Source organism: Rhodoferax antarcticus ANT.BR (assembly GCF_001938565.1).
Lineage (GTDB): Bacteria > Pseudomonadota > Gammaproteobacteria > Burkholderiales > Burkholderiaceae_C > Rhodoferax > Rhodoferax antarcticus.
The window spans coordinates 185,441-209,930 of record NZ_MSYM01000008.1; the positions used below are offsets into that span (position 1 = coordinate 185,441).

26 protein-coding genes are annotated in these 24,490 nt (G+C 60.0%); 8 read left to right on the forward strand and 18 right to left on the reverse strand.

The annotated features are described in order from the left end of the window. Nucleotides 1-12: 12 nt before the first annotated feature. Complete coding sequence (locus BLL52_RS05785) at nt 13-678, reverse strand: N-6 DNA methylase (RefSeq protein WP_075585753.1); 666 nt, start codon at nt 676-678, stop codon at nt 13-15. Between the two features lie 74 nt (nt 679-752). Beyond that, complete coding sequence (locus BLL52_RS05790) at nt 753-1,394, reverse strand: MBL fold metallo-hydrolase (protein WP_075585754.1); 642 nt, start codon at nt 1,392-1,394, stop codon at nt 753-755. A 597-nt stretch (nt 1,395-1,991) separates the two neighbouring features. Between BLL52_RS05790 and BLL52_RS05795 the strand changes: the two genes are divergently transcribed. The 3 genes from BLL52_RS05795 (at nt 1,992) to BLL52_RS05805 (ending at nt 6,742) form a co-directional block, all read left to right on the forward strand. Beyond that, nucleotides 1,992-2,387, forward strand: a complete 396-nt coding sequence (locus BLL52_RS05795; protein WP_075585755.1) for a glutaredoxin family protein — start codon at nt 1,992-1,994, stop codon at nt 2,385-2,387. Nucleotides 2,388-2,461: 74 nt separating this feature from the next. After that, nucleotides 2,462-3,232, forward strand: coding sequence for a sulfite exporter TauE/SafE family protein (locus tag BLL52_RS05800; RefSeq protein ID WP_075585756.1), 771 nt, complete (start codon nt 2,462-2,464; stop codon nt 3,230-3,232). Between the two features lie 15 nt (nt 3,233-3,247). Continuing rightward, nucleotides 3,248-6,742, forward strand: a complete 3,495-nt coding sequence (locus tag BLL52_RS05805; RefSeq protein ID WP_075585757.1) for an EAL domain-containing protein — start codon at nt 3,248-3,250, stop codon at nt 6,740-6,742. An 85-nt stretch (nt 6,743-6,827) separates the two neighbouring features. Here BLL52_RS05805 and mtnA read toward each other — a convergent pair whose 3' ends face one another. From mtnA to BLL52_RS05820, 3 genes are all read right to left on the reverse strand, one after another. Next, nucleotides 6,828-7,943 carry an S-methyl-5-thioribose-1-phosphate isomerase gene (mtnA, locus tag BLL52_RS05810; protein ID WP_075585893.1) on the reverse strand — a complete coding sequence of 372 codons (1,116 nt, stop codon included), beginning with the start codon at nt 7,941-7,943 and terminating at the stop codon, nt 6,828-6,830. Next, entirely contained in the window at nt 7,940-9,223 is a 1,284-nt protein-coding gene (gene mtnK / locus BLL52_RS05815; protein WP_075585758.1) for an S-methyl-5-thioribose kinase, read from the reverse strand. Before mtnK ends, mtnA begins: the two co-directional genes overlap by 4 nt. A 300-nt stretch (nt 9,224-9,523) precedes the next feature. After that, nucleotides 9,524-11,647 carry a bifunctional aldolase/short-chain dehydrogenase gene (locus tag BLL52_RS05820; RefSeq protein WP_075585759.1) on the reverse strand — a complete coding sequence of 708 codons (2,124 nt, stop codon included), beginning with the start codon at nt 11,645-11,647 and terminating at the stop codon, nt 9,524-9,526. 146 nt (nt 11,648-11,793) lie between these two features. Between BLL52_RS05820 and BLL52_RS05825 the strand changes: the two genes are divergently transcribed. From BLL52_RS05825 to BLL52_RS05835, 3 genes are all read left to right on the forward strand, one after another. Next, nucleotides 11,794-12,780, forward strand: a complete 987-nt coding sequence (locus tag BLL52_RS05825; protein WP_083633807.1) for a sugar-binding transcriptional regulator — start codon at nt 11,794-11,796, stop codon at nt 12,778-12,780. A 183-nt stretch (nt 12,781-12,963) separates the two neighbouring features. After that, nucleotides 12,964-13,245 (forward strand): helix-turn-helix domain-containing protein, encoded by a 282-nt coding sequence (locus BLL52_RS05830; protein WP_075585760.1) that lies wholly within the window; start codon nt 12,964-12,966, stop codon nt 13,243-13,245. Further along, complete coding sequence (locus BLL52_RS05835) at nt 13,245-14,585, forward strand: type II toxin-antitoxin system HipA family toxin (protein ID WP_075585895.1); 1,341 nt, start codon at nt 13,245-13,247, stop codon at nt 14,583-14,585. The genes BLL52_RS05830 and BLL52_RS05835 overlap by 1 nt, the downstream gene beginning before the upstream one ends. 137 nt (nt 14,586-14,722) lie before the next feature. On the opposite strand, the gene BLL52_RS05840 is transcribed toward BLL52_RS05835, so the two are convergent. Together BLL52_RS05840 and BLL52_RS05845 are read right to left on the reverse strand one after the other, a co-directional pair. Next, complete coding sequence (locus tag BLL52_RS05840) at nt 14,723-14,935, reverse strand: hypothetical protein (RefSeq protein ID WP_075585761.1); 213 nt, start codon at nt 14,933-14,935, stop codon at nt 14,723-14,725. Nucleotides 14,936-14,942: 7 nt separating this feature from the next. Continuing rightward, nucleotides 14,943-15,353 carry a hypothetical protein gene (locus tag BLL52_RS05845; protein ID WP_075585762.1) on the reverse strand — a complete coding sequence of 137 codons (411 nt, stop codon included), beginning with the start codon at nt 15,351-15,353 and terminating at the stop codon, nt 14,943-14,945. A gap of 203 nt (nt 15,354-15,556) precedes the next feature. Here BLL52_RS05845 and BLL52_RS05850 point away from each other — a divergent pair, with 203 nt between their 5' ends. Continuing rightward, the gene (locus tag BLL52_RS05850) at nt 15,557-16,279 is read left to right on the forward strand and encodes a TerC family protein (protein WP_075585763.1); all 723 of its coding nucleotides are present in this window, start codon (nt 15,557-15,559) and stop codon (nt 16,277-16,279) included. A 13-nt stretch (nt 16,280-16,292) separates the two neighbouring features. Beyond that, nucleotides 16,293-16,721, forward strand: a complete 429-nt coding sequence (locus BLL52_RS05855; RefSeq protein WP_075585764.1) for a universal stress protein — start codon at nt 16,293-16,295, stop codon at nt 16,719-16,721. 46 nt (nt 16,722-16,767) lie between these two features. On the opposite strand, the gene BLL52_RS05860 is transcribed toward BLL52_RS05855, so the two are convergent. From BLL52_RS05860 to BLL52_RS05910, 11 genes are all read right to left on the reverse strand, one after another. Then, on the reverse strand, nt 16,768-17,550 hold the full coding sequence (locus tag BLL52_RS05860) for a class I SAM-dependent methyltransferase (RefSeq protein ID WP_075585765.1): 783 nt from the start codon (nt 17,548-17,550) through the stop codon (nt 16,768-16,770). 85 nt (nt 17,551-17,635) lie between these two features. After that, nucleotides 17,636-18,619: a ParB/RepB/Spo0J family partition protein gene (locus tag BLL52_RS05865; protein WP_075585766.1), complete on the reverse strand. Its 984-nt coding sequence runs from the start codon at nt 18,617-18,619 to the stop codon at nt 17,636-17,638. Nucleotides 18,620-18,633: 14 nt separating this feature from the next. Further along, nucleotides 18,634-19,176: an RBBP9/YdeN family alpha/beta hydrolase gene (locus tag BLL52_RS05870; RefSeq protein WP_075585767.1), complete on the reverse strand. Its 543-nt coding sequence runs from the start codon at nt 19,174-19,176 to the stop codon at nt 18,634-18,636. 55 nt (nt 19,177-19,231) lie between these two features. Further along, nucleotides 19,232-20,017: a ParA family protein gene (locus BLL52_RS05875; RefSeq protein ID WP_075585768.1), complete on the reverse strand. Its 786-nt coding sequence runs from the start codon at nt 20,015-20,017 to the stop codon at nt 19,232-19,234. Nucleotides 20,018-20,087: 70 nt separating this feature from the next. Next, nucleotides 20,088-20,702 (reverse strand): LysE family transporter, encoded by a 615-nt coding sequence (locus BLL52_RS05880; RefSeq protein ID WP_075585769.1) that lies wholly within the window; start codon nt 20,700-20,702, stop codon nt 20,088-20,090. A gap of 799 nt (nt 20,703-21,501) precedes the next feature. Further along, nucleotides 21,502-22,134, reverse strand: a complete 633-nt coding sequence (gene rsmG / locus BLL52_RS05885) for a 16S rRNA (guanine(527)-N(7))-methyltransferase RsmG (RefSeq protein ID WP_420852620.1) — start codon at nt 22,132-22,134, stop codon at nt 21,502-21,504. A gap of 40 nt (nt 22,135-22,174) precedes the next feature. Next, nucleotides 22,175-22,798: a DUF4124 domain-containing protein gene (locus BLL52_RS05890; RefSeq protein ID WP_075585771.1), complete on the reverse strand. Its 624-nt coding sequence runs from the start codon at nt 22,796-22,798 to the stop codon at nt 22,175-22,177. Beyond that, on the reverse strand, nt 22,795-23,415 hold the full coding sequence (locus tag BLL52_RS05895; RefSeq protein ID WP_139313315.1) for a hypothetical protein: 621 nt from the start codon (nt 23,413-23,415) through the stop codon (nt 22,795-22,797). The genes BLL52_RS05890 and BLL52_RS05895 overlap by 4 nt, the downstream gene beginning before the upstream one ends. A 44-nt stretch (nt 23,416-23,459) precedes the next feature. Further along, a complete protein-coding gene (locus BLL52_RS21970) occupies nt 23,460-23,633 on the reverse strand; it encodes a transposase (protein WP_075585773.1) in 174 nt (57 codons plus the stop codon). Further along, nucleotides 23,630-24,052 carry a transposase gene (locus BLL52_RS20290; protein WP_139313316.1) on the reverse strand — a complete coding sequence of 141 codons (423 nt, stop codon included), beginning with the start codon at nt 24,050-24,052 and terminating at the stop codon, nt 23,630-23,632. The genes BLL52_RS21970 and BLL52_RS20290 overlap by 4 nt, the downstream gene beginning before the upstream one ends. Further along, nucleotides 23,986-24,456 (reverse strand): helix-turn-helix domain-containing protein, encoded by a 471-nt coding sequence (locus BLL52_RS05910; RefSeq protein WP_158025661.1) that lies wholly within the window; start codon nt 24,454-24,456, stop codon nt 23,986-23,988. Before BLL52_RS05910 ends, BLL52_RS20290 begins: the two co-directional genes overlap by 67 nt. Between the last annotated feature and the right edge of the window lie 34 nt (nt 24,457-24,490).

Sequence of the window (24,490 nt, forward strand, 5' to 3'; positions counted from 1 at the left end):
CAGGCTGACATTTCAAGTTGGCACCTGCAAAGCCGCCAACTCACGCACCGTCATGGGCGGGTAGGTTTTGATGGGGGTGAAAATTTCATGCTTGCCCAGGTCGGCAAACAGTGAGCCTTCCTCGCTGTATTTTGACGAGCCGGTGAGCACGTCAAACCGAAAGTCACGCTGTTGAAACTTGCCTTTGCCCAGATAGCCCCATTCGGCAAAGGTGATGGGCGGACGGTCTTTGACGGGCTGGTCGCCCATGTCGCCCACGGCGCGCATGGTCAGCGCGTCGCCGTGCACCAAATTTGTCGAGAGCACATGCGTCGCGGCCCAGTACAGGTCGTCAGCCTCAGTCAGGTTGAGGTACTGGGCAAACACATCGAGCACGTTGGCGCGGCATTCGGCAATGTTGTCGACCAGCAGTTCGATGCCGTAAATGCACATCAGCCCATACAGTGCGAAATGCTGGCGCTCGAAATCAGACTTGCCGTATTTGAGTTCCACTGCGGCGAGCTTGCGTTTGAGTATTTGCACGATGAAGTTGCCACTGCCGCAAGCTGGCTCTAAAAAACGGGCGTCAATGCGCTCGGTTTCTTCTTTCACCAGGTTGAGCATGGCCTCCACCATCCATGCAGGCGTAAATACCTCGCCATGGTCGGCAACGCGTTGTTTGGATTTGACGAGGTTCATATTTATAAGAAATCAGGCTCTAGCCCTTATGGAACGTGCGCTAGTAGCTATTAATTAAATAGATGTTCGCGTTTTTATTGGCCATCCGCCACATAAGGGTTGCTGCGCCGTTCACGGCCGAAGGTGCTCTCGGGGCCGTGGCCGGGGATGAACACCGTGTCGTCACCCATCGGCCACAGGCGGTTTTTGATGCTGGCGATCAGCGTGGCGTGGTCGCCTTGCGGGAAGTCGGTGCGGCCAATCGAGCCGGCAAACAACACATCCCCCACAAACGCGCGCTTGGCCTCGGGCGAGTAAAACACCACATGTCCCGGCGTGTGCCCCGGGCAATGGCGCACCTGCAGCGTGCAATTGCCCACGGTCACCGTGTCGCCATCGTGCAGCCAGCGGGTCGGCTTGAACATTTTGGCGGGTGCAAAGCCAAACATCTTGCTTTGCGCTGGCAGACCATCAATCCAGAATTGGTCGCCCTCTTGCGGGCCGATGATGGGCAGATGCAGCCGCTCGGCCAGTTCGCCCGTGCCACCGGCGTGGTCAATGTGTGCGTGGGTGAGCCAGATTTGCTCCAGCGTCAAACCCAGGCGTTTGACCTCGGCCAGGATCAGGTCCAGATCACCGCCCGGGTCAATCACGGCAGCTTGCAGGGTCTGGTCACACCAGACCAAAGAACAGTTTTGCTCGAACGGGGTGACGGGAATCGTGAGGTACTTGAACATGGTTTGAAAGTGTTGGCTGGAGGGTTCGCTGGCAATGATGTGTCGACTGTACCTGCGCGGGTGGGTGAAACATGCGGGGTCATCATGCGCTTGGATTGAGAGCAGCGATGACGCCTACAAGGTATTTCGCGACAGCTTCTGATTCCCAGCGGGTCGGCGCCATCTTTACCGGGCTTATGTTCGTTGCCATACCGACAGCCCTGGCGAGTGGGGGTGAAATGGTTGGTCGGATGTCGTGAAACGCGTCAGCCACGAGATCCGGTCGTTAAATTTATATCTCCACAACTCAAAAGAGGCACTTTATGAACAGCATCATCTATATCGTTGGTTTGGTCGTCGTTGTTATCGCCGTCCTGTCGTTTTTCGGCATGCGTTAGGGCCAAAGCTGACAAGTTCTTTGGCTGCAATCGCCCTGGAGTAAACGCTCAGACCGTGGCGGGGCACGTCAATGTCTTGGCATGAAGGCTTAACCGGAAGTGGGTCTGCTCGCTCGCACACCCAAGCAGTACCGCGCATCGGCCACCGGGCTGACGTTGCTACTATGCATTAGCTTGGCTACGGCCAGCGCATTACCCCTTCCACCTTCTGAATGCCTTGATGAAACCCTTGATTCGCCTCTTTTTCCGAACCCTGCGCACGGTGCTGGGTCCGTTCATGCTGATGTTTGAAGCCCTTAGCCGGCAGAAACCGGTGCAGCGTGCGGTTGACAGCCAAGCCAAGGTCGACCAGGCTTGTGGCAGTCTGGTGCTGTATCACTTCAAAACCTGTCCTTTTTGCATCAAGGTGCGCAAGGAAATGCACCGCTTGGCCCTGTCGATTGACAAGCGCGACGCGCAGCACGATGCCAAAAACAAGGCTGATCTGGTGGCGGGCAGCGGCGACGACAAGGTGCCGTGTCTCAAAGTCACCGATGCCCACGGTCAGGTGCAGTGGATCAAGGATTCCAGCGCCATCATCAGCTACCTGAATCAGCGCTTTGGCGCTGCGGCCTGAGCAGCTTGCAACCCGCAAGATACTGATAAAAATGCAGGCGCCATGGGCGCGAACACGCCAGCGACCGTCGGCAAATGCCCCTTGATTTCTGGACCCATGCACCCCTACTTGCGGGCGCTGCCTTTGCCGCTGGCGTGCTCAATGCCATAGCTGGGGGCGGCAGTTTTCTGACCTTGCCAGCGCTGGTGTTCGTGGGCATACCGCCCATCATGGCCAACGCCACCAGCGCGCTGGCGGCGAGCCCGGGCTACTTGGGCAGCACGCTGGGTTTTCGCGACGAACTGCGCCAGCTGCCCCTGGCCCGGCTGAAACATGAAATGGTGATCTGCGCCATCGGCGGTGTGGTTGGCGCGCTGCTGCTGCTGGTGACACCGGCCAAAGTCTTCTCTGGCATCGTGCCTTGGCTGCTGCTGTTTGCCACGCTGCTGTTTGCCGCCGGGCCCACCTTGGCAAAGCGCGCCAAGGCAGCCTCGCAGACGGGGCAGGGTCTGGACAAGTGGCGGGAGCCTGGTTTGCTGCTGACCAGCATTTATGGCGGTTATTTCAATGGCGGGCTGGGCATCTTGCTGATGGCGCTGTACGCGGTTACGGGCGAGTCGCGCATTCACACCGCCAACGCACTGAAAAACCTCAACTCGCTGGTGCTGTCGTGGCTGTCGGTGGCCGCCTTTATTGTGGCCGGGGCCATTGCCTGGCGCGAGGGCGTGTTGATGATGGTGGCTGCCACGGTGGGTGGTTTTCTGGGCGCACGCTGGGCCAAGCGATTGCCCGTGACATGGGTACGCATCGGTGTTATTGTTACCGGCCTTGTGATGAGTGTGGTATTTTTCGCCCGCCATGTTTAGCTGGAAAACGCCGTGATGTTTGAGATTTTTCCCTGGAACCCGCAGCTGGAAACCGGCATCGCTCTGGTCGATGAGCAGCACCGGGTGCTGGTCAGCCTGCTCAACCGGCTGGCGCAGCTGCATGTTCAAGGCGCCACCGAGTCTGAGGTTCAAACCATCCTGGGCGAGCTGGCCGACTACGCCCATTACCACTTCGCCACCGAAGAGGGCATCTGGGGGGCTTCGCTGGCGGGTGATGACTGGCTGGCGCAACATATTCAAACCCACCAACGCTTTTTTGACCCTATCGTTGCGCTGCAAAGTGGCAACAAGCCATTTCAGGTCGTGCTGGACGATTTGTTTTCTTACCTGACCCAGTGGCTGGCCTACCATATTCTTGAGAGCGACAAACGCATGGCACTGGCCGTCAAAAGCCTGGCCGATGGCCTTAGCTTGGACGCTGCCCACCAAAGCGCCGACGACCAAATGCGCGGCGCTACCGCCACCCTGATCCAAGCCCTGCTGGCCATGTACCAGACGGTGTCGGCCCAGGCGCTGGAGCTGATGCACGAAAAGCTTGCCCGCCTGCGCGCCGAACAGGTCTTGCTCAGAGATCAGAAGCGCTGGCTTTTCCTGAACGAAGAAGCGCGTGGCGAACGCTCGGTCAATGCCTCGCCTTTGGAAAACACGCTGCGCACCATCATCGACAACGTGCCCGCTGGCCTGGTGGCAGCCGACATCATCACCTCCCGCTTCACGTTTGCCAACCCCTGGTTCTGCCGGATGCTGGGCTACAGCCTGGACGAACTCCTGGACATGGGCCCGATGGACATTCACCCGCCAGAGGCCTGGCCAAGCGTGCAAGCGGATTTTGAGCACATGATGGCCGGCGAAAGAAAAGAGACCCTGGCCGTGCCCGTGCGCCGAAAAGACGGCAGCATCTTCCTGGCCAACGTAGAGCGCATTTCCATCGAGCTGGGTGGGCAAGTGAACGTGTTGGCCGTCTTTGCTGACGTGACGGAGCAGGTGGTGGCGGAGAACGCGCTGCGCAACAGTGAGGCCCATCTGCACACCCTGGTGGACACCATCCCCGACCTGATCTGGCGAAAGGATGTCAACGGTGTTTACCTGTCATGTAACCCGGCATTCGAGCGACTTTTTGGCGCGACTGAGGTCGCCATCGTCGGCAAAACGGACAACGACTTTGTGGCCAGCGACTTGGCCGAAAGCTTTCTTGCCCACGACCGTGCCGCCGTGGCCACACTGCGACCCATGATCAACGAAGAATGGGTCACCTATGCTGACACGGGCACGCGTGCCCTGCTGGAGACCACCAAGGTGCCGATGCGCGATGCCAGCGGCAAATTGGTTGGTGTGCTGGGCATTGGCCACGACATTACCCAGCAACGCCAAGCCACCGAAGCACTGCAAGCCGAACGCGCACGCCTGCAAAACGCCATTGATGCTGCCCAGGCGGGCACCTGGGAGTGGGACACTGCCACCGAAGTGCTTCGCGTCAACGATCGCGCCGCAGAGATGCTTGGCTACCCTCTTGGGGCACTGCGTGAAGTGCCCTACGCTGAGTACAACGCCTGGATTCATGCCGATGACCAGCTGATTCACAAGCAGCTGATGATGCGCCACCTCAGTGGCGAGCTACCGAATTTTGCGATGGAACTGCGCATGCGCCACCAGGACGGCCACTGGGTTTGGTGCCGTACGCAGGGGCGTGTGATGCAGCGCGACGCCCAGGGCCAGCCGCTATTGGTGTCAGGGATCAGCATCGACATCAGTGAGCAAAAAACGCACCGCGAGCTGATCGACCACATCACCCATAACGACGCCCTGACCGGCCTGCCCAACCGCCAAAGGTTTGTCGGCGTGCTGGCTCAGACCATGGCAACGCACACGCCAGATCGTCATCTGGCAGTGGCCTACATCGACCTGGACAATTTTTCGGCCATCAACCTGATACACGGGATGGAAGTGGGCCACCAGCTGATTGTGGCGGTGAGCCAGCGGCTGGCGGGCGAGATGGGTCAGAACCAATACCTGGCGCACATCGGAGGCGACGAGTTTGCCGTCATCATGAGCCAGTTGCAGCAACCAGAGGACAGCGTGACCCGGGTGGAGGCACTGCTCAAGGTGATCGCCGACCCGCTGCCATTGAACGGCTTGACGCTGTCCGTCACCGCCAGCATTGGCGTGGCCCTGCTGGCCCCGGGCGACAAGGTAGACGCTGAACAACTGCTGCGCCAGGCCGACCAGGCCATGTACCGGGCCAAGCAGTCGGGCAAAAACCGCCGCTACCAGTTCGACCCTGTTACCGACGAAATCACCCGCGAGCGCCTGGCCCGCGTCGATGAAATTCGGCAGGGCTTGTTGCGCCATGAATTCGTGCTGTATTACCAGCCCCAGGTGCGGCTGAACACCGGCGAGGTGATCGGTTTTGAGGCATTGATCCGCTGGCAGCACCCGCAGCGCGGCCTGCTGTCACCCTATGCGTTCATCGGTTTGGTTGAGCAGCATCCGATGGCCATCACGCTGGGCGACTGGGTGATCGACACCGCTCTGGCACAGCTGGCGCAGTGGCAAGCGCAGGGTCTGAAAACCTCGGTGAGCGTGAATATTGACGCCATGCAACTGCTGGACGCCGACTTTGCCGACCGCCTGCAGCTGCAGTTGCGCCGCCAGCCCACGGTCAGCGCCAGCCAGCTGGAACTGGAAATTCTGGAAACCGGCGCGCTGGGCAACACGGCGCAGGTGTCGGCCCTGATCGCTCAGCTGCAAGAGCTCGGGCTCTCATGTGCGCTGGACGACTTTGGCACGGGTTATTCGTCGCTGACCTTTCTGAAGCAACTCGGCGCGCGCACGCTGAAGATCGACCAGAGTTTTGTGCTCGGCATGCTCGACGATGCGGAAGACGCCACCATCGTCAACAGTGTGCTGGGGCTGGCCCGCAACTTTGACCGCCTGGCGGTGGCCGAGGGCGTGGAGACCGAGGCGCATGGCTGCCTGCTGATCGAATTTGGCTGCGAATTTGGCCAAGGTTATGCCATTGCCCGACCCATGCCTGCAACGCAGGTGCTGCCTTGGCTGACGCAATGGCAGTTGCCCGCGAGCTGGGCCAGCAGCCGCAAGGTCGGACCGGCTGGCATTCCGATGCTGCTGGCCGAAGTGGAACACCGTGCCTGGATGAAAAAAATCAAGGCTTATGCCACGCTTGGCGACAAAGCCTTGTTGCCAGCCGACAGCCAACACTGCCGCTTTGGGCATTGGTTGCGCCGGGGCAGCACCGTTGATCGGCTTCAACACCAACCTGGTTTTTCCCAACTGCAAGAGCTGCACAGCGCCATCCATCAGCGCGCCAATGCGTTGACGCACCAAATAGCCCAAGGGCAGATGGCTTTGGCCCGCCAGGACTTGGGGGCCGTTGAACTGCTGAGCCAGCACCTGCTTTCCGAGCTGCGCAGTTTGCGCCAGAACCAGACCGAGGCCAACGCAACAAACTCGGTCTTTGGCGAGCTGTAGGGCGCCAGCGCCAAGGCTTGCGTTTAATTACTAAATGAATAGCTACTCGCGCTTGTATATCAAGGGCTAGAGGCCAATTTGACGTTTAATCAGCCGAAGCAAAATGAGGCTGCGGTTGCGGCCCAAACAGCGCCGCAATGGCCGCTGGCGTGGCAGCGCATAGGCCACGGTCGGTGATCAGCGCGGTCACCAGACGCGCCGGTGTCACATCAAAGCCGGGGTTGGTGTTGGTGGGCGTGCCGGTGGGGCTGATCTGCACGGTGCTGAGGTAGCCGTGCGCATCCAGACCCGTCATGTGCGAAATTTCTTCCCCGGCGCGGTCTTCAATCGGGATCTCGCGCACGCCGTCATGCACCGACAAGTCCAGCGTGGGCGAGGGCATGGCCACGTAAAACGGCACATTGTTGTCATGCGCGGCCAGTGCCTTCAGGTAGGTGCCGATCTTGTTGCAAACGTCACCCCGGGCGGTGACGCGGTCGGTGCCGACGATGCACATGTCCACCTGCCCGTGCTGCATCAAATGGCCGCCAGCGTTGTCCACGATCAAGGTATGCGGCACGCCGTGCTGGCCCAGTTCCCAGGCGGTGAGTGAGGCGCCTTGGTTGCGTGGGCGGGTTTCGTCCACCCACACATGCACGCCAATGCCTTCGTTGTACGCCTGGTAAATGGCCGAGGTGGCGGTGCCCCAGTCCACCGTGGCCAGCCAGCCGGCGTTGCAATGGGTGAGGATATGGATGCGTTGGCCGGGCTTGCGGCGCGCCACCTCGCGAATCAGCGCCAGCCCATGCAGGCCCAGCTGGTGGTTCATAGATACGTCTTCGTCCGCCATGTGGGCGGCCAGCGCAAACGCAGCTTGCACGCGGTCTTGTGGCGGGCGCGGCAGCAGGTCGGCCACCATGCGCGCCAGGCCCCATTGCAAATTCACCGCCGTCGGGCGGGTGGCGAGCAGGGTGCGCTGGGCCGCCAGCAGGCTTGTGTCGCTGCTGTCGTGGCGCATGGCCACCGCCAGACCGTAAGCGGCCACCACGCCAATCAGTGGCGCACCACGAATCCACATCTCACGAATCGCACGCTCAAAGCTCGCCACGTCCGGCAATACAGCGGTAATGAGTTCATGCGGTAAAAAGCGCTGGTCGATGACTTCGACCTGAGCGTCGGCATTGAGCCAGACGGTACGCCAGGGGTGGCCTTGAATTTTCATAGGGTCAATGTCCTGCATTCCTCGGCCAGGTCGGTGACCTCGCTGATGCACTGAAAGTCTGTACGGCCCAACAGCAGGGCCTCGGCTAGGCGCAGCGTGCGCACCTCGATCTGCGCGCGTGCTGTCGCGTCGGGAATGGCGGCAATTTCTGCCACCTTGGCCAGCCCGAGGGTGCGGCGGACCAGCTCGCAACCGGCAAAGCCCAGGCTGTCGCTGAAGACGCGCTGCATGAAAGCCTCACGAAACAGGCTCAGGCTGGCATCGTCGCGGCCACGGCCCATGAAGCTGGTGCCGGTGCTGGCGTCGTGCGCCGCCCACAGCGCGGTGAACTTTTGCGCAAAGCCATCCCACACCTGGGCCACTTGTTCCAGCAGCCAAGCCTGGTAGGGCACGGGGTCTTGCGCGGCGTTTTGCGCGGCGTTTTGCCCGGCCTGCACGCGGTGCCAGTCCTGCGACAGGTAGGCGCTGAGCAGGTTCGCCAGCAGCAGGCCCACGTCAAACCCGATCGGGCCATAGAAAGCAAATTCAGGGTCGATCACATAGGTGTCCGTCTGGTTCACCATCACCGAGCCGGTGTGCAGGTCGCCATGCAGCAGGCTTTCGGCCTGGTTCATGAAGACCCACTTCATCTGCGCGGCTGCCACGCTGACAGCGGGGTCGTTGTGCAGCCGCTGCAGCGCGGCGCGCGGCAGGGAAGGGCTGTAAACATTGGTGGCGTGGTCTTCAAACGGGTAGGTGAAGATCAGGTCTTCGGTGATCTTGCACAGCTCGGTGTTGGTGGTGGCGGCCACGGCACGCTTTTTATCCGCCGCACTCAGGTACAGGTCTGAGCCGTGAAACAGCGTCTGCGCCATGTAGCTGGACAAATGGTCGGCCAGGTTCGGGTAAGTGATGCCGTCGATCAAACCCTTGCGCAAGATGATGTGCGCGCGCAAGTGCTGCATGGCGATCAGCGACTGCGCGCTCTCAAAGTGCAACACCTCGGGCACATGCTGCGGGCAACGGGCACCAAACACCTTGAGCGCGTGGGCCTCACGGTCAGCGCGGTGGCGGGTAAGCGGCCAGCCTTCGCCCACCAGGCGCAGGTAGGGCAGCGCCTGCTTCACCACCACACTGCGCTCGGGGTTGGTGCGGCTGCCGACGAAATACACCAGATTCAGGTTGCCGTCGCCGACCTCCACAATGTCGAGCGCGTCCATGTCGCCCAGCAGCGTCAGCAGCTCAGGCACCTGGCGCAGGTAGTTGGCCAAGGTATCCGGGGTCAAGGCTTGGTAGGTCATGATGGTGATGAACTTTCAAACAACAATTTAATAGCACTTAGCGCATATGTACAAAGGGCTAGAGGCACTTTTGATACTAACTGTAATGCCTCCCAAGCGACACCCCCATCAGGGCATTTTCGCAACAGCTTCTAGCGGCTTGCGTTGGGTGTCTGACGCAGCGTGGACTTGGGGTTTTGCCAAATTAAGGAGGAGGCTTGGGGCAGAGCCCCAAGACGGGGGACATTCGCGGCGTCAGACACCCAACGCATGCAGCGGGTTAAAGCTGAGAAAGCAGGCATTACAAACTGTCCAGTCAAGTCAACGCAACATGGCCGCCACATTGCCCCCGTCTACCGTGATCACATTGCCGGTGGTTTTGGGCAGCTGCGCCGACACGACAAAAGCCTGCGCCACGTCCTGTGCGGTGACTTCCTTGCCCAGCAAATTACCACCCATGTAGTCGGCTTCGCTTAAACCGCGCGCCTTGGCACGCTTGGCAATGGTCTCATCATTGAGAAGGCCTGAGCGGATGCGGTCGGCATTCACCGCGTTGACGCGAATGCCGTCCTTGCCGTGTTCCAGCGCGTATTGGCGCATCAGCGCCAGCAAAGCTGCCTTGGAGGTGCCGTAAGCGCCAAAGTCCGGCCCCGGGTTGATCGCCTGTTTGGACACGTTGAACAGCAGCACACCGCCCAAACGCTGCTGCTTCATGATCGCCACAGCCGCTTGCGCCACCCGCTGGTGGGCAAAGAAGTTCACCTCAAAACTTTGGCGCAGCACATCGTCAGGCAGGTTCAACATACCGCCCGACAGCGCCACACCGGCGTTAGAGACCACGATGTCCACGCCACCAAAGCGCTGCACCACGGCAGCAAACGCGCAGCGCAGCGAGTCGGCATCGGTCACATCGCATGGCAACGCCAAGGCCAGATGACCAATACTGCTCGCCACCGTTTGTGCGGCGGCACCATCCAGATCCAGAATGGCCAACTCCGCACCCTGCGCGGCAAAGGCACGTGCGGTGGCCGCGCCGATACCGCTGCCCGCACCGGTGACCAGCACCACCCGCCCCGCCATCGGCTTGGCCGTGCTCTTGCCCAGCTTGGCCTGCTCCAGCGACCAATATTCCATGTCGAACTCATGCGCCTCGTTGACCGGCTCATAGGTGCCACAGGCATCTGCGTCGGTGACCACCGCCATCCAGGAGGCCATCACATCGGCGTTGACGCTGGCCTCAGCCGCCGTTTTGCCCACGCCGACCATTCCCAGCTGCGCGATGAGCATGACGCGCGGCAGCGGGTCCAACATCTTTTTGATGCCGCCCACGCGTGTATTGTTGCGCTCGAAATAGGCTTGGTAGCGGGCCACAAAGTCGGCCATGCGCGCTTGCATGTCGGTCACCCAGGCGTCCAGCTGGCCCACCCGCGGCGCGCCCAGCACCAACGGGCGGCCTTTCATGCGGATCACATGGTCAGGGGTGGCCACGCCGCGCTGCGCCACCTCGGTCTGGCCGATGCCGTTGGCAAATGCGAGGGCTTGCGCATCACAACGCAGGTCCAAAATCCAGTGCTGTGGGCTGCCAGCCGGGGCCAGGTCGGCCATCGCGGCGCGCAGGTAAGGCGCCACTTCAGCCATGCTGGCGACGTTGACGCAGGCAGTTACCGGCGTGGCTGTGTAAGAGGCTGAGTCAGTGAGTGCTTCAGAGGCAGTGTCAGAGGTGGTAGAAGCGGCCGCGGTTGTGCGGTTAGCCTTGCGCGCGGCAATAAAGTCTTCGGCCCGCGTTACAAAATCAATCATGCGCTCGTAAGACGCTTGGGCCGTGTCACCAAAGCTGAACAAGCCATGCTTGGCCAGCAACACGCCATACGCCAGCGGGTGCGCCTCTACCGCGCGCGCCACCACCTGTGCCAGCTCAAAGCCAGGCATCACATACGGCACCCACACCACCTCGTCGCCATAAATCTGGCGGCACAGCGCCTCGCTGTCGGGCTGGTCGGCAATGGCAATAGCGGCCAGGGCATGGGTGTGGTCGATGAAGGTGTGCGGCACATAGGCGTGCAGCAGCGCCTCTACCGAGGGCGTGGGCGCGGTGTTGTCAAGCAGATTGGTGCGCAGGGCGTTAACCATGTCTTCGTCAGACAGGCGATCAAGCTGGCGCAGGCGGTGCAGGTTGGCCATCCGCACGGCCGGGTGACCGGCGGGCTCAATGGTGGCCAAGTCCCAGCCGCTGCCCTTGACGCACAGCACCGGCACCGCGTCGCCCAGCACATCGGTCATGCTCAATTTGACCGAGGTGTTGCCGCCACCGTGCAACACCAGCTTGGGGTTGGCGCCGAGCAGGCGCGCCGAATAGGTGCGCAGCGCCAGCGCGGGCGGCACGTTTTGCGCGCCGTAGTGGGCCACGCAGGCGGCGGCGTCCTGATCACTCCATAGACTCTTCATAAGCGCTCTCAAAAGGAAGTAACATAAGTTTGCAAAATTCAACAAATGTTGAGGTTTTACATATGTACGTAGTTTCCATCATTTGTTGACGGGAATTCTCCCGGACTAACTCGCACCGTGTCCACCGATCAAAAAAAGGACGCTTCATGAGCACGCTCAAGGCACCCAAACTGGCCAAGCCCGCCAAGCCCGCAGGCGCCAACCCACCCAGCCTGGACCCGATGCTGTCAGCCGCCTGGCTGTATTACCAAGACGAGCTGACCCAAAGCGACATTGCCGAGGTGCTGGGCGTGTCGCGCGCCTCGGTCATCAACTACCTGCATGAAGCGCGGCGCACCGGCGTGGTGAAGATCACGCTGGAGAGCGAACACTTCACCGCCATGCGACTGGCGCAACAGCTGTGCAAACGGTTTGGGCTGCAGCGCTGCATTGTGATCCCCGACGACCAGGGCCGCCGCCCGGCTGCCGTGCGCTTGGGCGAGGCCGGGGCGCAACTGCTGTCTGATGTGGTGGCACAGGGCGATATGCTGGGCGTGTCTTGGGGGCAGACGGTGCTGGCGCTGTCCAAAGCCATCTCGCCGCAGCGCATCCCGGGCCTCTCAGTGATCCAGATCACCGGCAGCATGCTGGCCACCTTCGCGTTTTCGCCCGAACTGTGCACCTCGAACATTGCCGACCGCTTTGGCGCGCGCTGCATCAACCTGCACGCGCCAGCACTGGTGTCGCGCGCCGAGATCCGCGACCTGCTGTACCAGGAACCGGCGCTGATTCCCCAGCTCCAATTGCTGCAAACCTGCACCAAAATCGTCTTTGGCGTGGGTCACCTGGACCAGGACAGCACTATTTTTGGCTCCGGCACGGTCGTCACCGAAGATTTGCAGCCCTACATCACACAAGGTGCGGTAGGGGTGATTGCCGGGCGCTACTTTGACAGCGCGGGCAAGCCCGTTCACGGGCCCCTGGATGAGCGCATGATTGGCCTGACACTGGCCGAGATCGACAAGATCCCGATGCGCATCTGCGTGGCCGGCGGTGCCGCCAAAGCGCCAGCCCTGCGCGCGGCACTCCAGGGCCAGCACGCCACTATGCTGGTCACTGATGAGTTAGCGGCGCGGGCGTTGATGGACGCTTAGACCATGTCAGCGCAAGGGCTCAAGTCGGTTGACGCGTCGAACGCTGGGGTCGCCCTGCCAGCCGTCAGTTTGCGCTTTATCACGTAAAAATCATACTGACATAGTATTGTCTCTAGATGATTTATTGACAATATTATTTTTAAGTGATAACGTGACAATATCATTTAAAGGTGGTATTACGCTATGGACTATGTCGTCTCAATTTCGGGCCAGCTCGCGCCTCAGCTGCGCTCCATGCGCAAAGTACGCCAGCTCAGCCAGACGGACCTTGCCCGCAAACTCGGCGTGTCCCAGTCCCGCATCGCGGCAATTGAGCGCAACCCTGCGGCGGTCAGTGCGGGGCAGCTTTTGGACTTGCTGAAGGTTTTAGGCGTCGACTTGGTCTTACGCGATACGCAGGCACCGGTCGGCGCCCCATCTCAAGTGTCCAACACGTCCAACACCGGCCCTAAAGGAGAGTGGTGATCAGCGCACTTTCAATCTGGATGAACGGTGAATTAGTTGGCACTTGGAGCGTCGGGCGCACCGGCAATCACAGGCTGGACTATGCGCCCTCTTGGCGGGCGTCTGCGCGCAGCCGACCGCTTTCCTTGTCGCTGCCTTTTACCGCAGACAACCGGCTGGATGGCGACGCGGTACGCAACTATTTTGACAACTTGCTGCCAGACAGTGAGAGCATTCGCAAGCGCATCAGCACCCGCTTCCAGACCAAAGGCATGAGCGCGTTTAAGCTGTTGCAAGCGGTCGGCCGTGACTGCGTGGGCGCGGTGCAGTTGCTGCCACTCGGGGCTAGCCCGGAAGGCTTTGACCAGATCAGGTTTGAAGCCCTCTCGAGCGAGCAGATTGCCAAGCATCTCAGCACCTTGGGTGCCCCTGCCAGCGTGGGGGCTCAGGACGATGAAGAAGATTTCCGCCTGTCGATTGCTGGGGCGCAAGAAAAAACGGCACTGCTTCTGGTGCGCGGCCAATGGGCTCGACCGCTGGGCGCCACGCCCACCACCCACATACTCAAGCCACCCATCAATATAACCCAGGGGCGCAACCTGGACCTGCGGCTGTCTGTGGAGAACGAGTGGCTTTGCAGCCAAATTGTGCGAGCACTTGGTTTGCCGATGGCTGAGAGTCAGATTCAGGACTTTGGCGAGCGGCGGGTGCTGTTGGTCAAACGCTTTGACCGAAGCTTGTGCCCAGAAGGTTGGATTGCCCGATTACCCCAGGAAGACTTTTGCCAAGCAAAAGGTGTTTCCAGCGACCAAAAGTACGAGCAAAAGGGCGGGCCCAGTATCGAGGCATGCCTGGAGGTGCTTAAAGGGGGAGAGGCTTTTCATGAAGATGGGCGCAATTTTTTGTGCGCCCAGCTGTTGTTTTGGTATCTGGCCGCCATCGACGGGCATGCCAAGAACTTTTCCGTATTTGTACTGCCCGGCGGTCGCTACCGGATGACGCCCTTTTACGATGTGCTCTCAGCATGGCCGCTGATGGGCACTGGGCCACACGCCCTGCCGTACAAGAAAACAAAGTTGGCGATGGCCGTGCGTGGCAAGACAGCACATTACAAGTTGTCAGAAATTCAATATCGCCACTGGGAAGCGCTGGCCAAGCGAAGCGCCGTGGAAGGAGCCTGGGAGGCGATGCTTGACATGACACACCGCTTGGACGCAGCGCTGGACGCGGTTGAAGAGCAGTTGCCAGCCGACTTCCCCATGGCGTTGGCTCAGACGATATTTCAGGGCGTAAGCCGACACTTGAAGCAGTTCAAAACGGCTGGCTCCACCTCTGGTGCTTCGAGTAGTCTGATGTCGTAAGCTATGAGCCGGGTGCATTGTGCCCGGTGCTTGCGGTGAAATTTTCACGTCTCATAGCTAAAAGTTAGCTGGCGGCAAGGTGGCCGACAGACCCAGCGCTCATTCACCTCAGCGCACGTCAGATTGCAGTCTGACATTCATTTAATAGCTGTTGGTACAGCGAGCACCAGGGCTACAGGCGTTTTCGTTAACAACAACGCAGCCGCCATTGATGGTAGGGCGGCCAGAGCCGACACCTTCTCGGCCACCGCTGACGCGATGAACTGACTCAACGACGTGCGGTCTTGTGCAGCTATGTCACGCGCCAGCTGATGCAGGGATTCGGGCAAGCGACCACTGATCACCCCCATGGTTAGCTTATAACTTTTGGCACAAAGGGCCGTCCACCGGCCGTACCGCTTGCGCGGCAATCAGGGTCACAAGTTGGTGGATTTCTTCAAAGTTAAAGGTGTTCACCAGTTTGCGCCCCAGGTCAGGTGGCACGCGCACCAGGCAGTCTTCACCACCGGGCAGCGTGACCTGCACGCCCAGCACATCGTTGGTATCAGCGCCGTCGGCGGCGTCCAGCACGTCGCGCTGGTGCAGCATCAGGCGGTTGTACTCGGCCTCGATGGCGTCTTGCACCGCGTCGCTCAGGTCTTCCTGCACCTGCACCACCCAGCCGCCCATTGGGTCGGGGCGAAGCTGGCCGGGCGCACCCAAACCTGCAGCAAAGCTGAGCAGCGCATCGGCCAGCGCAGCGTCGAAAAAGATGTAATCAAAACCCACGCTGACCGCCTTTCGTCATGATGGCCCTGCCGCAGACTTTAGCGGTACGGGCCTGAGGATGCTATTTACAGTGTAGCTTCTGGCCTTTGATAGTGTTGGGCTAGAGCCGTATTTCTTCAATATGTTTCGTGGTTCAGCAGAGCCGTCTGGCCGCTGCAGGCCCGGCAGTGAATGCGACATAGCGGCACCTTTAAAATCACCCTATGCCTGACATGACCTCGTCCCTTTTCTGGATTGCCGTTCTGCAAATCATCGCCATCGACATCATGCTTGGCGGTGACAACGCGGTGGTGATCGCCCTGGCCTGCCGAAAACTGCCACCCGAGCAGCGCAACAAAGGCATTTTTTGGGGCGTGATTGGTGCCATCGGGCTGCGGGTGGTGATGATTTTCTTTGCCCTGCAGCTGCTCGCGGTGCCCTACCTGAAGATTGTTGGCGGCCTGCTGCTGCTGTGGATTGGTGTCAAGTTGCTGTTGCCCGAGGATGAAGAAGGTCACGACAGCATCGAAGGCGGCACCACGCTGATGACCGCCATCAAAACCATTGTGGTGGCCGACGCGGTGATGAGCCTGGACAACGTGATTGCGGTGGCGGGCGCCTCGCATGGCTCAATGGTGCTGGTGACGCTCGGCATTCTGGTGTCGATCCCGATCGTGGTCTGGGGCAGCAAACTGGTGCTCGCCCTGATGGACCGGTTTCCGGTGGTCATCACCCTGGGTGCCGCACTGCTGGGCTGGATCGCCGGGGGCATGCTGCTGACCGACAAAGCGCTGCCAGACGCCTTGGTGCAAAGTCTGGGGCCGTGGCATTACCTGCTGTCAGCGGCCGGCGCGGCGCTGGTGGTGCTGCTGGGCAAATGGCTGGCCAGCCGCCGCCCGGTGCGCGCCGGCGTTGAGCTGCCCGCCGCCCCAGATCAGAGACATTAAGGAGAAACTGACGATGAACAATGCTTGCCTGATCGCCATCGACGGCTCAAAGCCGTGCCTGCGCGCGCTGGAATACGCCATCCAGGATGCAGCCACGCGCAAGGAAGCGCCGCATATTTACTTGGTCAATGTGCAGCCCGGCCTGTCGCCCAACGTGACGCGTTTCATCGACGGCAAGACGGTGGAAAACTTTCACCGCGACAACGGCGAGGAGAGCCTAGCCGCTGCCAAAGCGCGGCTGGGCGCAACCGGCTTGTCGTCCTCAAGCCATGTGATGGTGGGGGAAGCGGCGCCGAGCCTGGTGCAGTTTGCGCAAAGCAAAGGCTGCAGCCTGATCGTCATCGGCACGCATGGCTTTGGCACCATGATCGGCCTGGTGATGGGCTCGGTGACCACCAAGGTGGTGCACTTGTCCAACGTGCCGGTGCTGCTGGTCAAGTAATTCCAGTTCTAAATCATCCCTGGCGTTGTTGATTCGCCTTGCCGTGCTAGAGCGCTGTCTGCGGCTTAGCGCCTAGACACAACTGATTTGGAAACAGAATAGGCGGCATCTGGTAGAGCCAGACGGGCCGGCCATCAGGCGCCTGTAGCCGCGCGTGAGACTGCAAATCAGCTGCTTCAAATTCCAGACTCACCAACCAGGCACCGGGGCGAAGCTCGTCAAGCGCTTTGGCGGCGGCGCGCGGCATGCTCTCGGGCCGCTGAAACAGGTAGACCATGTCATAGGCTGACCAGTCGGCCCGCCAGATGTCACCCTGGCGTACCCGCGCCCAAGGGCAGCGCAATGCACACAAACCACGCAACGGCCAGCTCCATTCCAGCCCATGCAACTGGGCTTGCGGGTAAGCAGCACGCAGGGCGTTGAGCCCATCACCCAGGCCACAGCCCGCATCCAAAATAAGAGCGCTCGGCGCCAGCGCTGCTTGGGCTGGAAGGCTTTTTAGTGCATGAAACGGAGTCGGAAACAAGGGTGCGTCACGCCACGCATTGAGCGGGTAGATCAGCAACAGCAGCAGTAGCGGCAGCAGCCACGCCCAAGCTGGCAAGGCTACCGCGCCCGAGGCGGCGAGCAACAGCGGAAAGCCCAGCGCAATGATGCCCCGGCGCCACCAGCTTTCTCCCAGCAGGCTGGCTACCACGCCTACCCCACAAGCGGCACCGACCGCCAGCAACGGGTTGACCCCACCGCGAACCAACAGGCTGAAGACCCCCCAAGCCAGCGCCCACACCAACACGGCGGGCAGCGGCCACAGGCGCATGAGTGCCTTCATGCGTAGCTAGCCGCCCCTGAGGCGAGTGTGACGTGGCAAGGCTAAGAAGTCAGGCGCGCCAGGTTTGCTCATCCACGGCAACCCGTCAGATTTTTTGCAACTTCTCAATCAGCCCGTTGAGCTCGTCCAGCGAGCCAAAGGCAATGCTGAGTTCACCCATTTCTTCCATGCGCCCAGCGCGTTTGACGCGTTTTTTGACGCGCACTTCCACTTCAGCCATCAGTAAATCCGACAGTTCTTCTTCCACGCGCTTCAAGTCACGCGATTTCTCTTTTTTGGGCTTGGAGGCCACCAGCGAAAACTCAGCACCGAGCTTTTTGACCAAGCCCTCGGCCTCACGAACCGACATTTTTTTGGCCGCAATCTGGCTGGCGGCGGTGATTTGCATGGCCTTGTCCAGGCTCAGAAGCGCACGCGCGTGACCCATGTCGACGTCGCCAGCCATCAACATGGTCTGCACTGGCTCAGCCAGGTTCAACAGGCGCAGCAGGTTGCTGGCAGCGCTACGGCTTCGACCCACGGCTTGTGCGGCGGTCTCATGCGTCAGGCCAAATTCCTTGATCAGGCGTTGCAGGCCTTGCGCTTCTTCCAGCGGGTTAAGGTCTTCGCGCTGCATGTTCTCGATGAGCGCCATGGCCGCAGCAGAGGCGTCGGGCACGTCGCGCACCAGCACCGGGACGCTGTCCAGACCGGCGATTTTGGCGGCCCGAAAGCGCCGCTCACCGGCGATGATCTCGTACAGCGGCCGCCCCGCCCCGCCCGTGGGCGCATCAGGCGTGAGCTGGCTGCGCTTGCGTTCGGCGTCGGCATCACCCAGGCGGCGCACCAGAATCGGCTGCATGATGCCCTGCGCCTTGATGGATTCAGCCAGCTCGTAGAGTGCGCCTTCGTCCATGCGGGTGCGCGGCTGGTACTGGCCGGGCACCAGGTCACTCAGCAGTAAGGTGGACGGCTGGCCGCTGTTGCCAGCGCTGGCTGGCGAGCCATCTGGCCCCAGCAATTCATCGACCGTGGGGCCTAGCAGGGCCTCCAGACCGCGGCCCAGGCCTTTGAGTTTTTTGGTGACCATGTGGGTGTCCCTCCTTAAATTTGAATCAGTTCTTGCAGCAGCGCCCGCCCGTCAGGCCAGTTGCCCAGGCCAGAGTCGGCGTTGATATGGCCGCGCGCGCCAATGTTCACCAGCTGCGAACCCCAGGCGTTGGCAAACTGGGTGGCGCGGACCAGGGTGCAATACGGGTCATCGGTGCTGGCAACCAGCGTGCTGGGAAACGGCAAAGGTTTCAGTACCAGCGGCGACCAGCTGCCCAGCACCGGGCGCAGCTCTTCGCGCTCGGCGTCTCCCGGTGCCACCAGCAGCGCGGCCTTAACGCGCTGGCTGTTTTTGGAGTGCGCGGCCCAGGCTGCCACCAGTTGGCAACCCATGCTGTGCGCCACCAGCACGGCGGGCGCATGCAGCGACAACAGCACGTCTTCCAGCCGGGCGATCCAGTCACCGCGCAGCGGGCGCATCCAGTCATGCTGCTCAACGCGGATGCCGCCCAGCTGGTCTTGCCAGAGGCTTTGCCAGTGCGCCGGGCCAGAATTTTGCCAGCCCGGCAGGATGAGAATGGGGGGTGAGGTAGACACTATAAAATAAATAGCTGTTGGCGCATGCCCTATAAGGCCTAGAGGCCAATTTTTCTTACATTTTTTCGATTCGTGCCACCATCTCGGTGGCAAAGGCCACAAAGGCTTGCGCCCCCTTGGATGACGGGTCAAACACTACGCCGGGCACGCCGTAGCTGGGGGCCTCGGCCAGGCGCACGTTGCGCGGAATCATGGTGTCAAACACCTTGTCGCCAAAGCGGGCCTTGAGCTGCTCACTCACCTGCTGCTGCAGGGTGATGCGCGGGTCAAACATCACCCGCAGCAGGCCGATGATGGCCAGGTCTTTGTTCAGATTAGCGTGCACCTGCTTGATGGTGTTGACCAGGTCGGCCAGCCCTTCCAGCGCAAAGTATTCGCATTGCATCGGCACGATCACACCATGCGCGCAACACAGGCCGTTGAGGGTGAGCATCGACAGACTCGGCGGGCAGTCGATCAACACAAAGTCGTAATCCGCAGCGACCTCGGCCAGCGCGGTTTTCAGACGCTTTTCGCGGCGCTCCAGGCTGACCATCTCCACCTCGGCCCCGGCCAGCTCGCGGTTGGCACCCAAAATGTCATAGCCACAGTTGGCGTCCACCAGCTTGGCGCTTTGCACCCGTGCCTCGCGCACCGAAGCGGATTCCAACAACACGTCGTACACACTGAGTTCGAGCTTGCGCTTGTCAATGCCAGAGCCCATAGTGGCATTGCCCTGCGGGTCCAGGTCAACCATCAGCACCCGCTGCCCGACCTTGGCCAGGCCGGCGGCCAAGTTAACGGTGGTGGTGGTTTTGCCAACGCCACCTTTTTGGTTGGCAATGCAGAATATTTTGGCCATGAGCGACTTCACTGAGAGAACAACAAAACAGAATGGGGTAAAGGTTTCACGTGAAACAAGGTCAGCAGGATCAGCGCGACACCACCAGCTTGATACCAAAACCGATCAAAAACAGACCGGCTACTTTTTCCAACACCTGCGAAATCAACGGGTTAGCGCGAACCTTCTCCGCCAGAAAATACGTCAACAGAGTTGAAGTCAGGCCGTAGAAAAAGGTCAGCGCCGCAATGGTGGCGGCCATGAAGGCATACGTCACCAAGCCCTGCTGGCGCACCGGGTCGACGAACAGCGGGAAAAATGCCATGTAAAACAAAATCGCCTTGGGGTTGAGCAGGGTGATCATCAGCGCCTGCTTCAGGTAGTGGTGTGGCTTGATGTTGAGCACCGGCGCCGCACCCGGTTTGGCCAGCAGCATCTTGCCACCCAGCCAAGCCAAGTAGCCCGCACCCAGCCACTGCACCGCATGAAAGGCATCCGGATACGCGGTGAGCAGTGCCGCCACGCCCGCTACGGCCGACCACATCAGCACCTGGTCACCCAATATCACGCCCAAGGTAGCGGCCAACCCACCCCGGATACCGCCCTTGCTGGTGGAGGTGATCAGCGCCAAATACCCCGGCCCAGGTATCAGCAGGAAAACGAGAACGGTGACAACAAAAGTGGCGTAGTCGGTGATGCCGAGCATAGGGATCTTTGAACTTGGGAGGAAGTGAGTTTACGTTGGAATTGTTGGGGGTTGAAACCGGGTTTGGATCGGGTGTCTGATCCTTACTGCCTCGTGCTTTGTTAGCCTGAAATACAGCCGTCGTTGCCAACGCAGTGAAGCCATCCAGGACTTCTGAATGCCTGGATCGCCACGGCCTTCGGCCTCGCGATGACGGGAGCTCTGTTCAAGGTCCGTGTGCGGTATCGACCGGATACGTCTGGCTCGTCATGACGGCAGGATTTTCATCCTCTGGGGTGCTATCAGTGCCATGAAAGTTAGTGTGTGCGTCAGCATCATTCCACACTATGGTATGCACCCTGACTCCATGGGTGCGGTTCAAGCTGCTGTGGTGTCTCTCAAAATAAACGCTTCATGTCAAACCCGGCCCGACGACTGGATGATGCGCATGCGGTCTCAGGGTGAAATCACGCGCGAGGTGGCGGGATCAGTACGCGTGCGACTGTCGACGCGCGCCTTTCACCCTGAAGCCCGGTCGCATCACCCAATCACCGCGCCTAGCGCTATCTGGGGCAGAATTTCCGCTGTGATCCTCAGTCCCGTCGATTCACATCCAGCCAACGCAGGCAATTTTTGACTTCTGTCTTACCCCCTGCCAGCGCACCAAAACTGCTTGCAGAATCAGTCGGGTGGTGCGCTCTGCGTAGATCAAGGAGGAGGCCGCAGGCCGGGGGACACGAAGCAGAGCGCATCACCCGGCTGATTCCGCCAGAGCCCCGACCTCGGCCAGACTCGACGCACAACAGCAACCACAAAGCAGTCAACCCTCTACAGCAGGCCGCATCCACACAATACAGCGCTCAGCCCCCAGCCCCGGCACATCAAGTTGTTCCACGTGAAACACAGCCACCGAAGCTGGCAACGCAGCCATCTCGTCAGCCGGGTGTTTGCCCTTCATGCCCATCCAGACACCTTGCTCTGCCAACGCATTGACCGACCAACTTGTGAAATCAACCAGAGAAGCAAACGCGCGCGAACTGACCACCTGGTATTTGTCAGTCAAACTCTCCACCCGGGCATGGATACCCCGCAGATTGGGCAGCCTGAGCGTGACCGCCACCTGTTGAATGAACGATGCTTTTTTGGCCACGGTGTCCACACAGTCCACCTGAATACCCGGGCACATGATGGCAATCACCACGCCAGGCAGTCCGGCACCGGAGCCCACATCCAGCAACCGGACACGCTTCGCCACATCCTCGCCCAAAACTTGCTTCGCTCTTAGCTGCTCGCGTAAAGGGGCGATCACAGCCAAGCTGTCCAGCAAATGGTGGGTCAACATAGCTGATGCGTCGCGCACCGCGGTCAAGTTGTAAACCTTGTTCCACTTCTGGATCAGCGCCATATAGCCCAGCAAGGCCAAGGTTTGCGTCTCTGATAGCGACACACCCATGGCGGCGGCAGACTGCGTCAGTGTCAGCCGAAAAGATTCGTCAACGGCATTCACGGGCGACTTCTGTTTCGATTTGGTTCAAAACCTGCTGCTCCTGTGCGCTCAGGCTGGCGCGTATGGTGCGGCGCACCTCGATCACACGCCGTTTTTCCTGGCAAGCCAGTTGCACCTCCTGAACCTTGCGCTCGGCCGCTTTTCGATCCATTTCGGCCTGGGTGATGCCACTGGTCTGGACGGCACACTTCTCTTCAAAGCGTGCCATGTCCTCGATGACCACCGCGTCAGGCGTCTGATCGGAGGCTTGTTTTACATAGCGTGTGATGCGGTCACTCAAGGCACGGCATTCTGGGGTAAACGCGGCACGCATCCGGGTCCGCATGGCTTCCCTTTCCATCGCACTCGCATCCTTGCCGGCTGGTGGCGGTGGTTCGACCGTGGTGGTGGCTGCGGGGCTGGCCGCGCCAAACCGGGTCTTGCCAGCTACCTGGCCGACAGTGCATGGCTGGTCACTGAAGATCACTCGGCCATCTGGCGTGGTGCACTTGTGCACATCCGCCCACACGCTCTGCCCCGCCAGCAGCCCCGCCCAGCAGCTGACGAAAAGCCACTGCGTACCACGCCGTTGAAGGGCATGGACCGGTTTCACGGGAAACAAAAGTTTCATGGTTCGCTGTCCCAGCAGTTGCCGGGTTGATCGTTGATATGCACCCAGAAGCGGGTGTTGGAACTGAAGTCTGACCCTTTATCACCCTGGAGTCCCCAGCCGCCTTGGCCGCCATGGAACTCGGCCATCCTCCAACCTGGCCCGAATTCTGCAGCGCAGCGCGCCGTGGCAACGTCAAGCGACTCCAGCACTGCGCCCATCACTGGTTCGGTCGCCGCCAAGCTGCCTGATACCCAGCCCTGATAAACGCCGTCTACCACACCTTCGGGCTTGGCTGCGCCCGTGGTTTTGATACATAACACCGGCAGCACAGTGCGGCAACTTGTGTCGCCTCGGTAAGGGTTACAAGAAGCTTGGTGCGGCCGGTCTAACTGCCTGGGTTCACCGTGGCAATTCAGGCCTACGGTGTCTGGCGGCTGCTTGCCGTCAGAGGGGACCAGGGCAAATGTCAAGCCAAAGCCAATCGGTCGAACGGCCTGTGCTGCTGGCGCTGGCGTCACTGGCGGCGCGGGTGGTGGCGAGCTGATGTGTTGCAGCTCAACCTTGGCGGACAGCACTGCACGCTCATCCATGCCTTTTTTGATCCACAGCGGAATCAGTAACAAAACCAGCAGCACGGCAAGCAATAACCAGATAAGCTATTAATATTAAGTTAAATACGTCAAAAGTTAAATTCATATTTGGACCCAAAGTTGTCAAGTATGTCACCAACATCAGCCTCCAAGGTTTCGCTGTCGCGACACTTGGCGGACACCCAGGTGTATTTCATCAGGTGCCAAAGCTTTTCAATACGATTAAGCTCCGGACTATACGGAGGGAGAAAATAAAGTGTCACACCTTGTTTTCCAGCAAAGCCATGATTGGCTTGGTCGCCTTCGCTTTGTGAACTGATGCATTGTCAATGATGACGGTTATTTTCTTCCCAACGTGTTCCTTGAGCAAGCCAATGAATCCAGCAAATATTTCTGCCGTTGTAGATTGCCAAATTTTGGCGCTGAATAGTTCCCCGGTGGACAGCATGGCAGCCAGCACGTTGAGCCGTTTTCCGCGTTTGGCCTCACTCAAATGACGACTTCCTTTGGGTGTCCAAGCGCTGCGATTGGGGTGTACTTGCGAGAATCCTGCCTCGTCACAGTAGGCCAACACCATCTCACCCGCAGCGGCTTGCGAACGCAGTCCAGCGATCTCTACTTGGGCAGATCTGAAAGCGGCTTCGTCTCTTTTTTTTTGAGTGATGAACGTGTGCGTTTCCAAACAAATTGGGCCTTCTTCAATGCCTGGGTCAGTGTGTTCAGATGCACCAAAGTGCCGCCGGCGTCGACGTGCTTGGCCAACAGCGCCTTGGCTGTCAATGGCTCCTTCTCAGCCGCGTCCAAGAGCCTTTCAAGTTGCTCTGGGGTGATCTTCCTTGGCGCGCCACTGCGAGGTGCATCAACCAGCGACTCAAAACCACGCTTGAGCCAATCCATACGCGTCAAGCCGACTGTGCGAATATCTATGCCAACAGTTTCAGCAATCACTTTCATGGATAGTCCATCATCAAAGAGAATCAATGTTTTGGCGCGTTCACGCTCACGCCAGTTTGAACCACGATCAATAATATGTTGCAGCTGGAATCGCTCTTGCGGGAGTAAAGTTAACGTCACCTTCTTTGCCAATTGAAACTCCAGTTATATTGGAGAATAGATTATA

Excerpts from the sequence above, each read along its gene's own strand:
- BLL52_RS05785 (WP_075585753.1), bottom strand. The coding sequence starts at position 678 with ATGAACCTCGTCAAATCCAAACAACGCGTTGCCGACCATGGCGAGGTA.
- BLL52_RS05790 (WP_075585754.1), bottom strand. The coding sequence starts at position 1,394 with ATGTTCAAGTACCTCACGATTCCCGTCACCCCGTTCGAGCAAAACTGT.
- BLL52_RS05795 (WP_075585755.1), top strand. The coding sequence starts at position 1,992 with ATGAAACCCTTGATTCGCCTCTTTTTCCGAACCCTGCGCACGGTGCTG.
- BLL52_RS05800 (WP_075585756.1), top strand. The coding sequence starts at position 2,462 with ATGCCCCTTGATTTCTGGACCCATGCACCCCTACTTGCGGGCGCTGCC.
- BLL52_RS05805 (WP_075585757.1), top strand. The coding sequence starts at position 3,248 with ATGTTTGAGATTTTTCCCTGGAACCCGCAGCTGGAAACCGGCATCGCT.
- mtnA (WP_075585893.1), bottom strand. The coding sequence starts at position 7,943 with ATGAAAATTCAAGGCCACCCCTGGCGTACCGTCTGGCTCAATGCCGAC.
- mtnK (WP_075585758.1), bottom strand. The coding sequence starts at position 9,223 with ATGACCTACCAAGCCTTGACCCCGGATACCTTGGCCAACTACCTGCGC.
- BLL52_RS05820 (WP_075585759.1), bottom strand. The coding sequence starts at position 11,647 with ATGAAGAGTCTATGGAGTGATCAGGACGCCGCCGCCTGCGTGGCCCAC.
- BLL52_RS05825 (WP_083633807.1), top strand. The coding sequence starts at position 11,794 with ATGAGCACGCTCAAGGCACCCAAACTGGCCAAGCCCGCCAAGCCCGCA.
- BLL52_RS05830 (WP_075585760.1), top strand. The coding sequence starts at position 12,964 with ATGGACTATGTCGTCTCAATTTCGGGCCAGCTCGCGCCTCAGCTGCGC.
- BLL52_RS05840 (WP_075585761.1), bottom strand. The coding sequence starts at position 14,935 with ATGGGGGTGATCAGTGGTCGCTTGCCCGAATCCCTGCATCAGCTGGCG.
- BLL52_RS05850 (WP_075585763.1), top strand. The coding sequence starts at position 15,557 with ATGCCTGACATGACCTCGTCCCTTTTCTGGATTGCCGTTCTGCAAATC.
- BLL52_RS05855 (WP_075585764.1), top strand. The coding sequence starts at position 16,293 with ATGAACAATGCTTGCCTGATCGCCATCGACGGCTCAAAGCCGTGCCTG.
- BLL52_RS05860 (WP_075585765.1), bottom strand. The coding sequence starts at position 17,550 with ATGAAGGCACTCATGCGCCTGTGGCCGCTGCCCGCCGTGTTGGTGTGG.
- BLL52_RS05865 (WP_075585766.1), bottom strand. The coding sequence starts at position 18,619 with ATGGTCACCAAAAAACTCAAAGGCCTGGGCCGCGGTCTGGAGGCCCTG.
- BLL52_RS05875 (WP_075585768.1), bottom strand. The coding sequence starts at position 20,017 with ATGGCCAAAATATTCTGCATTGCCAACCAAAAAGGTGGCGTTGGCAAA.
- BLL52_RS05880 (WP_075585769.1), bottom strand. The coding sequence starts at position 20,702 with ATGCTCGGCATCACCGACTACGCCACTTTTGTTGTCACCGTTCTCGTT.
- rsmG (WP_420852620.1), bottom strand. The coding sequence starts at position 22,134 with ATGGGTGTGTCGCTATCAGAGACGCAAACCTTGGCCTTGCTGGGCTAT.
- BLL52_RS05890 (WP_075585771.1), bottom strand. The coding sequence starts at position 22,798 with ATGAAACTTTTGTTTCCCGTGAAACCGGTCCATGCCCTTCAACGGCGT.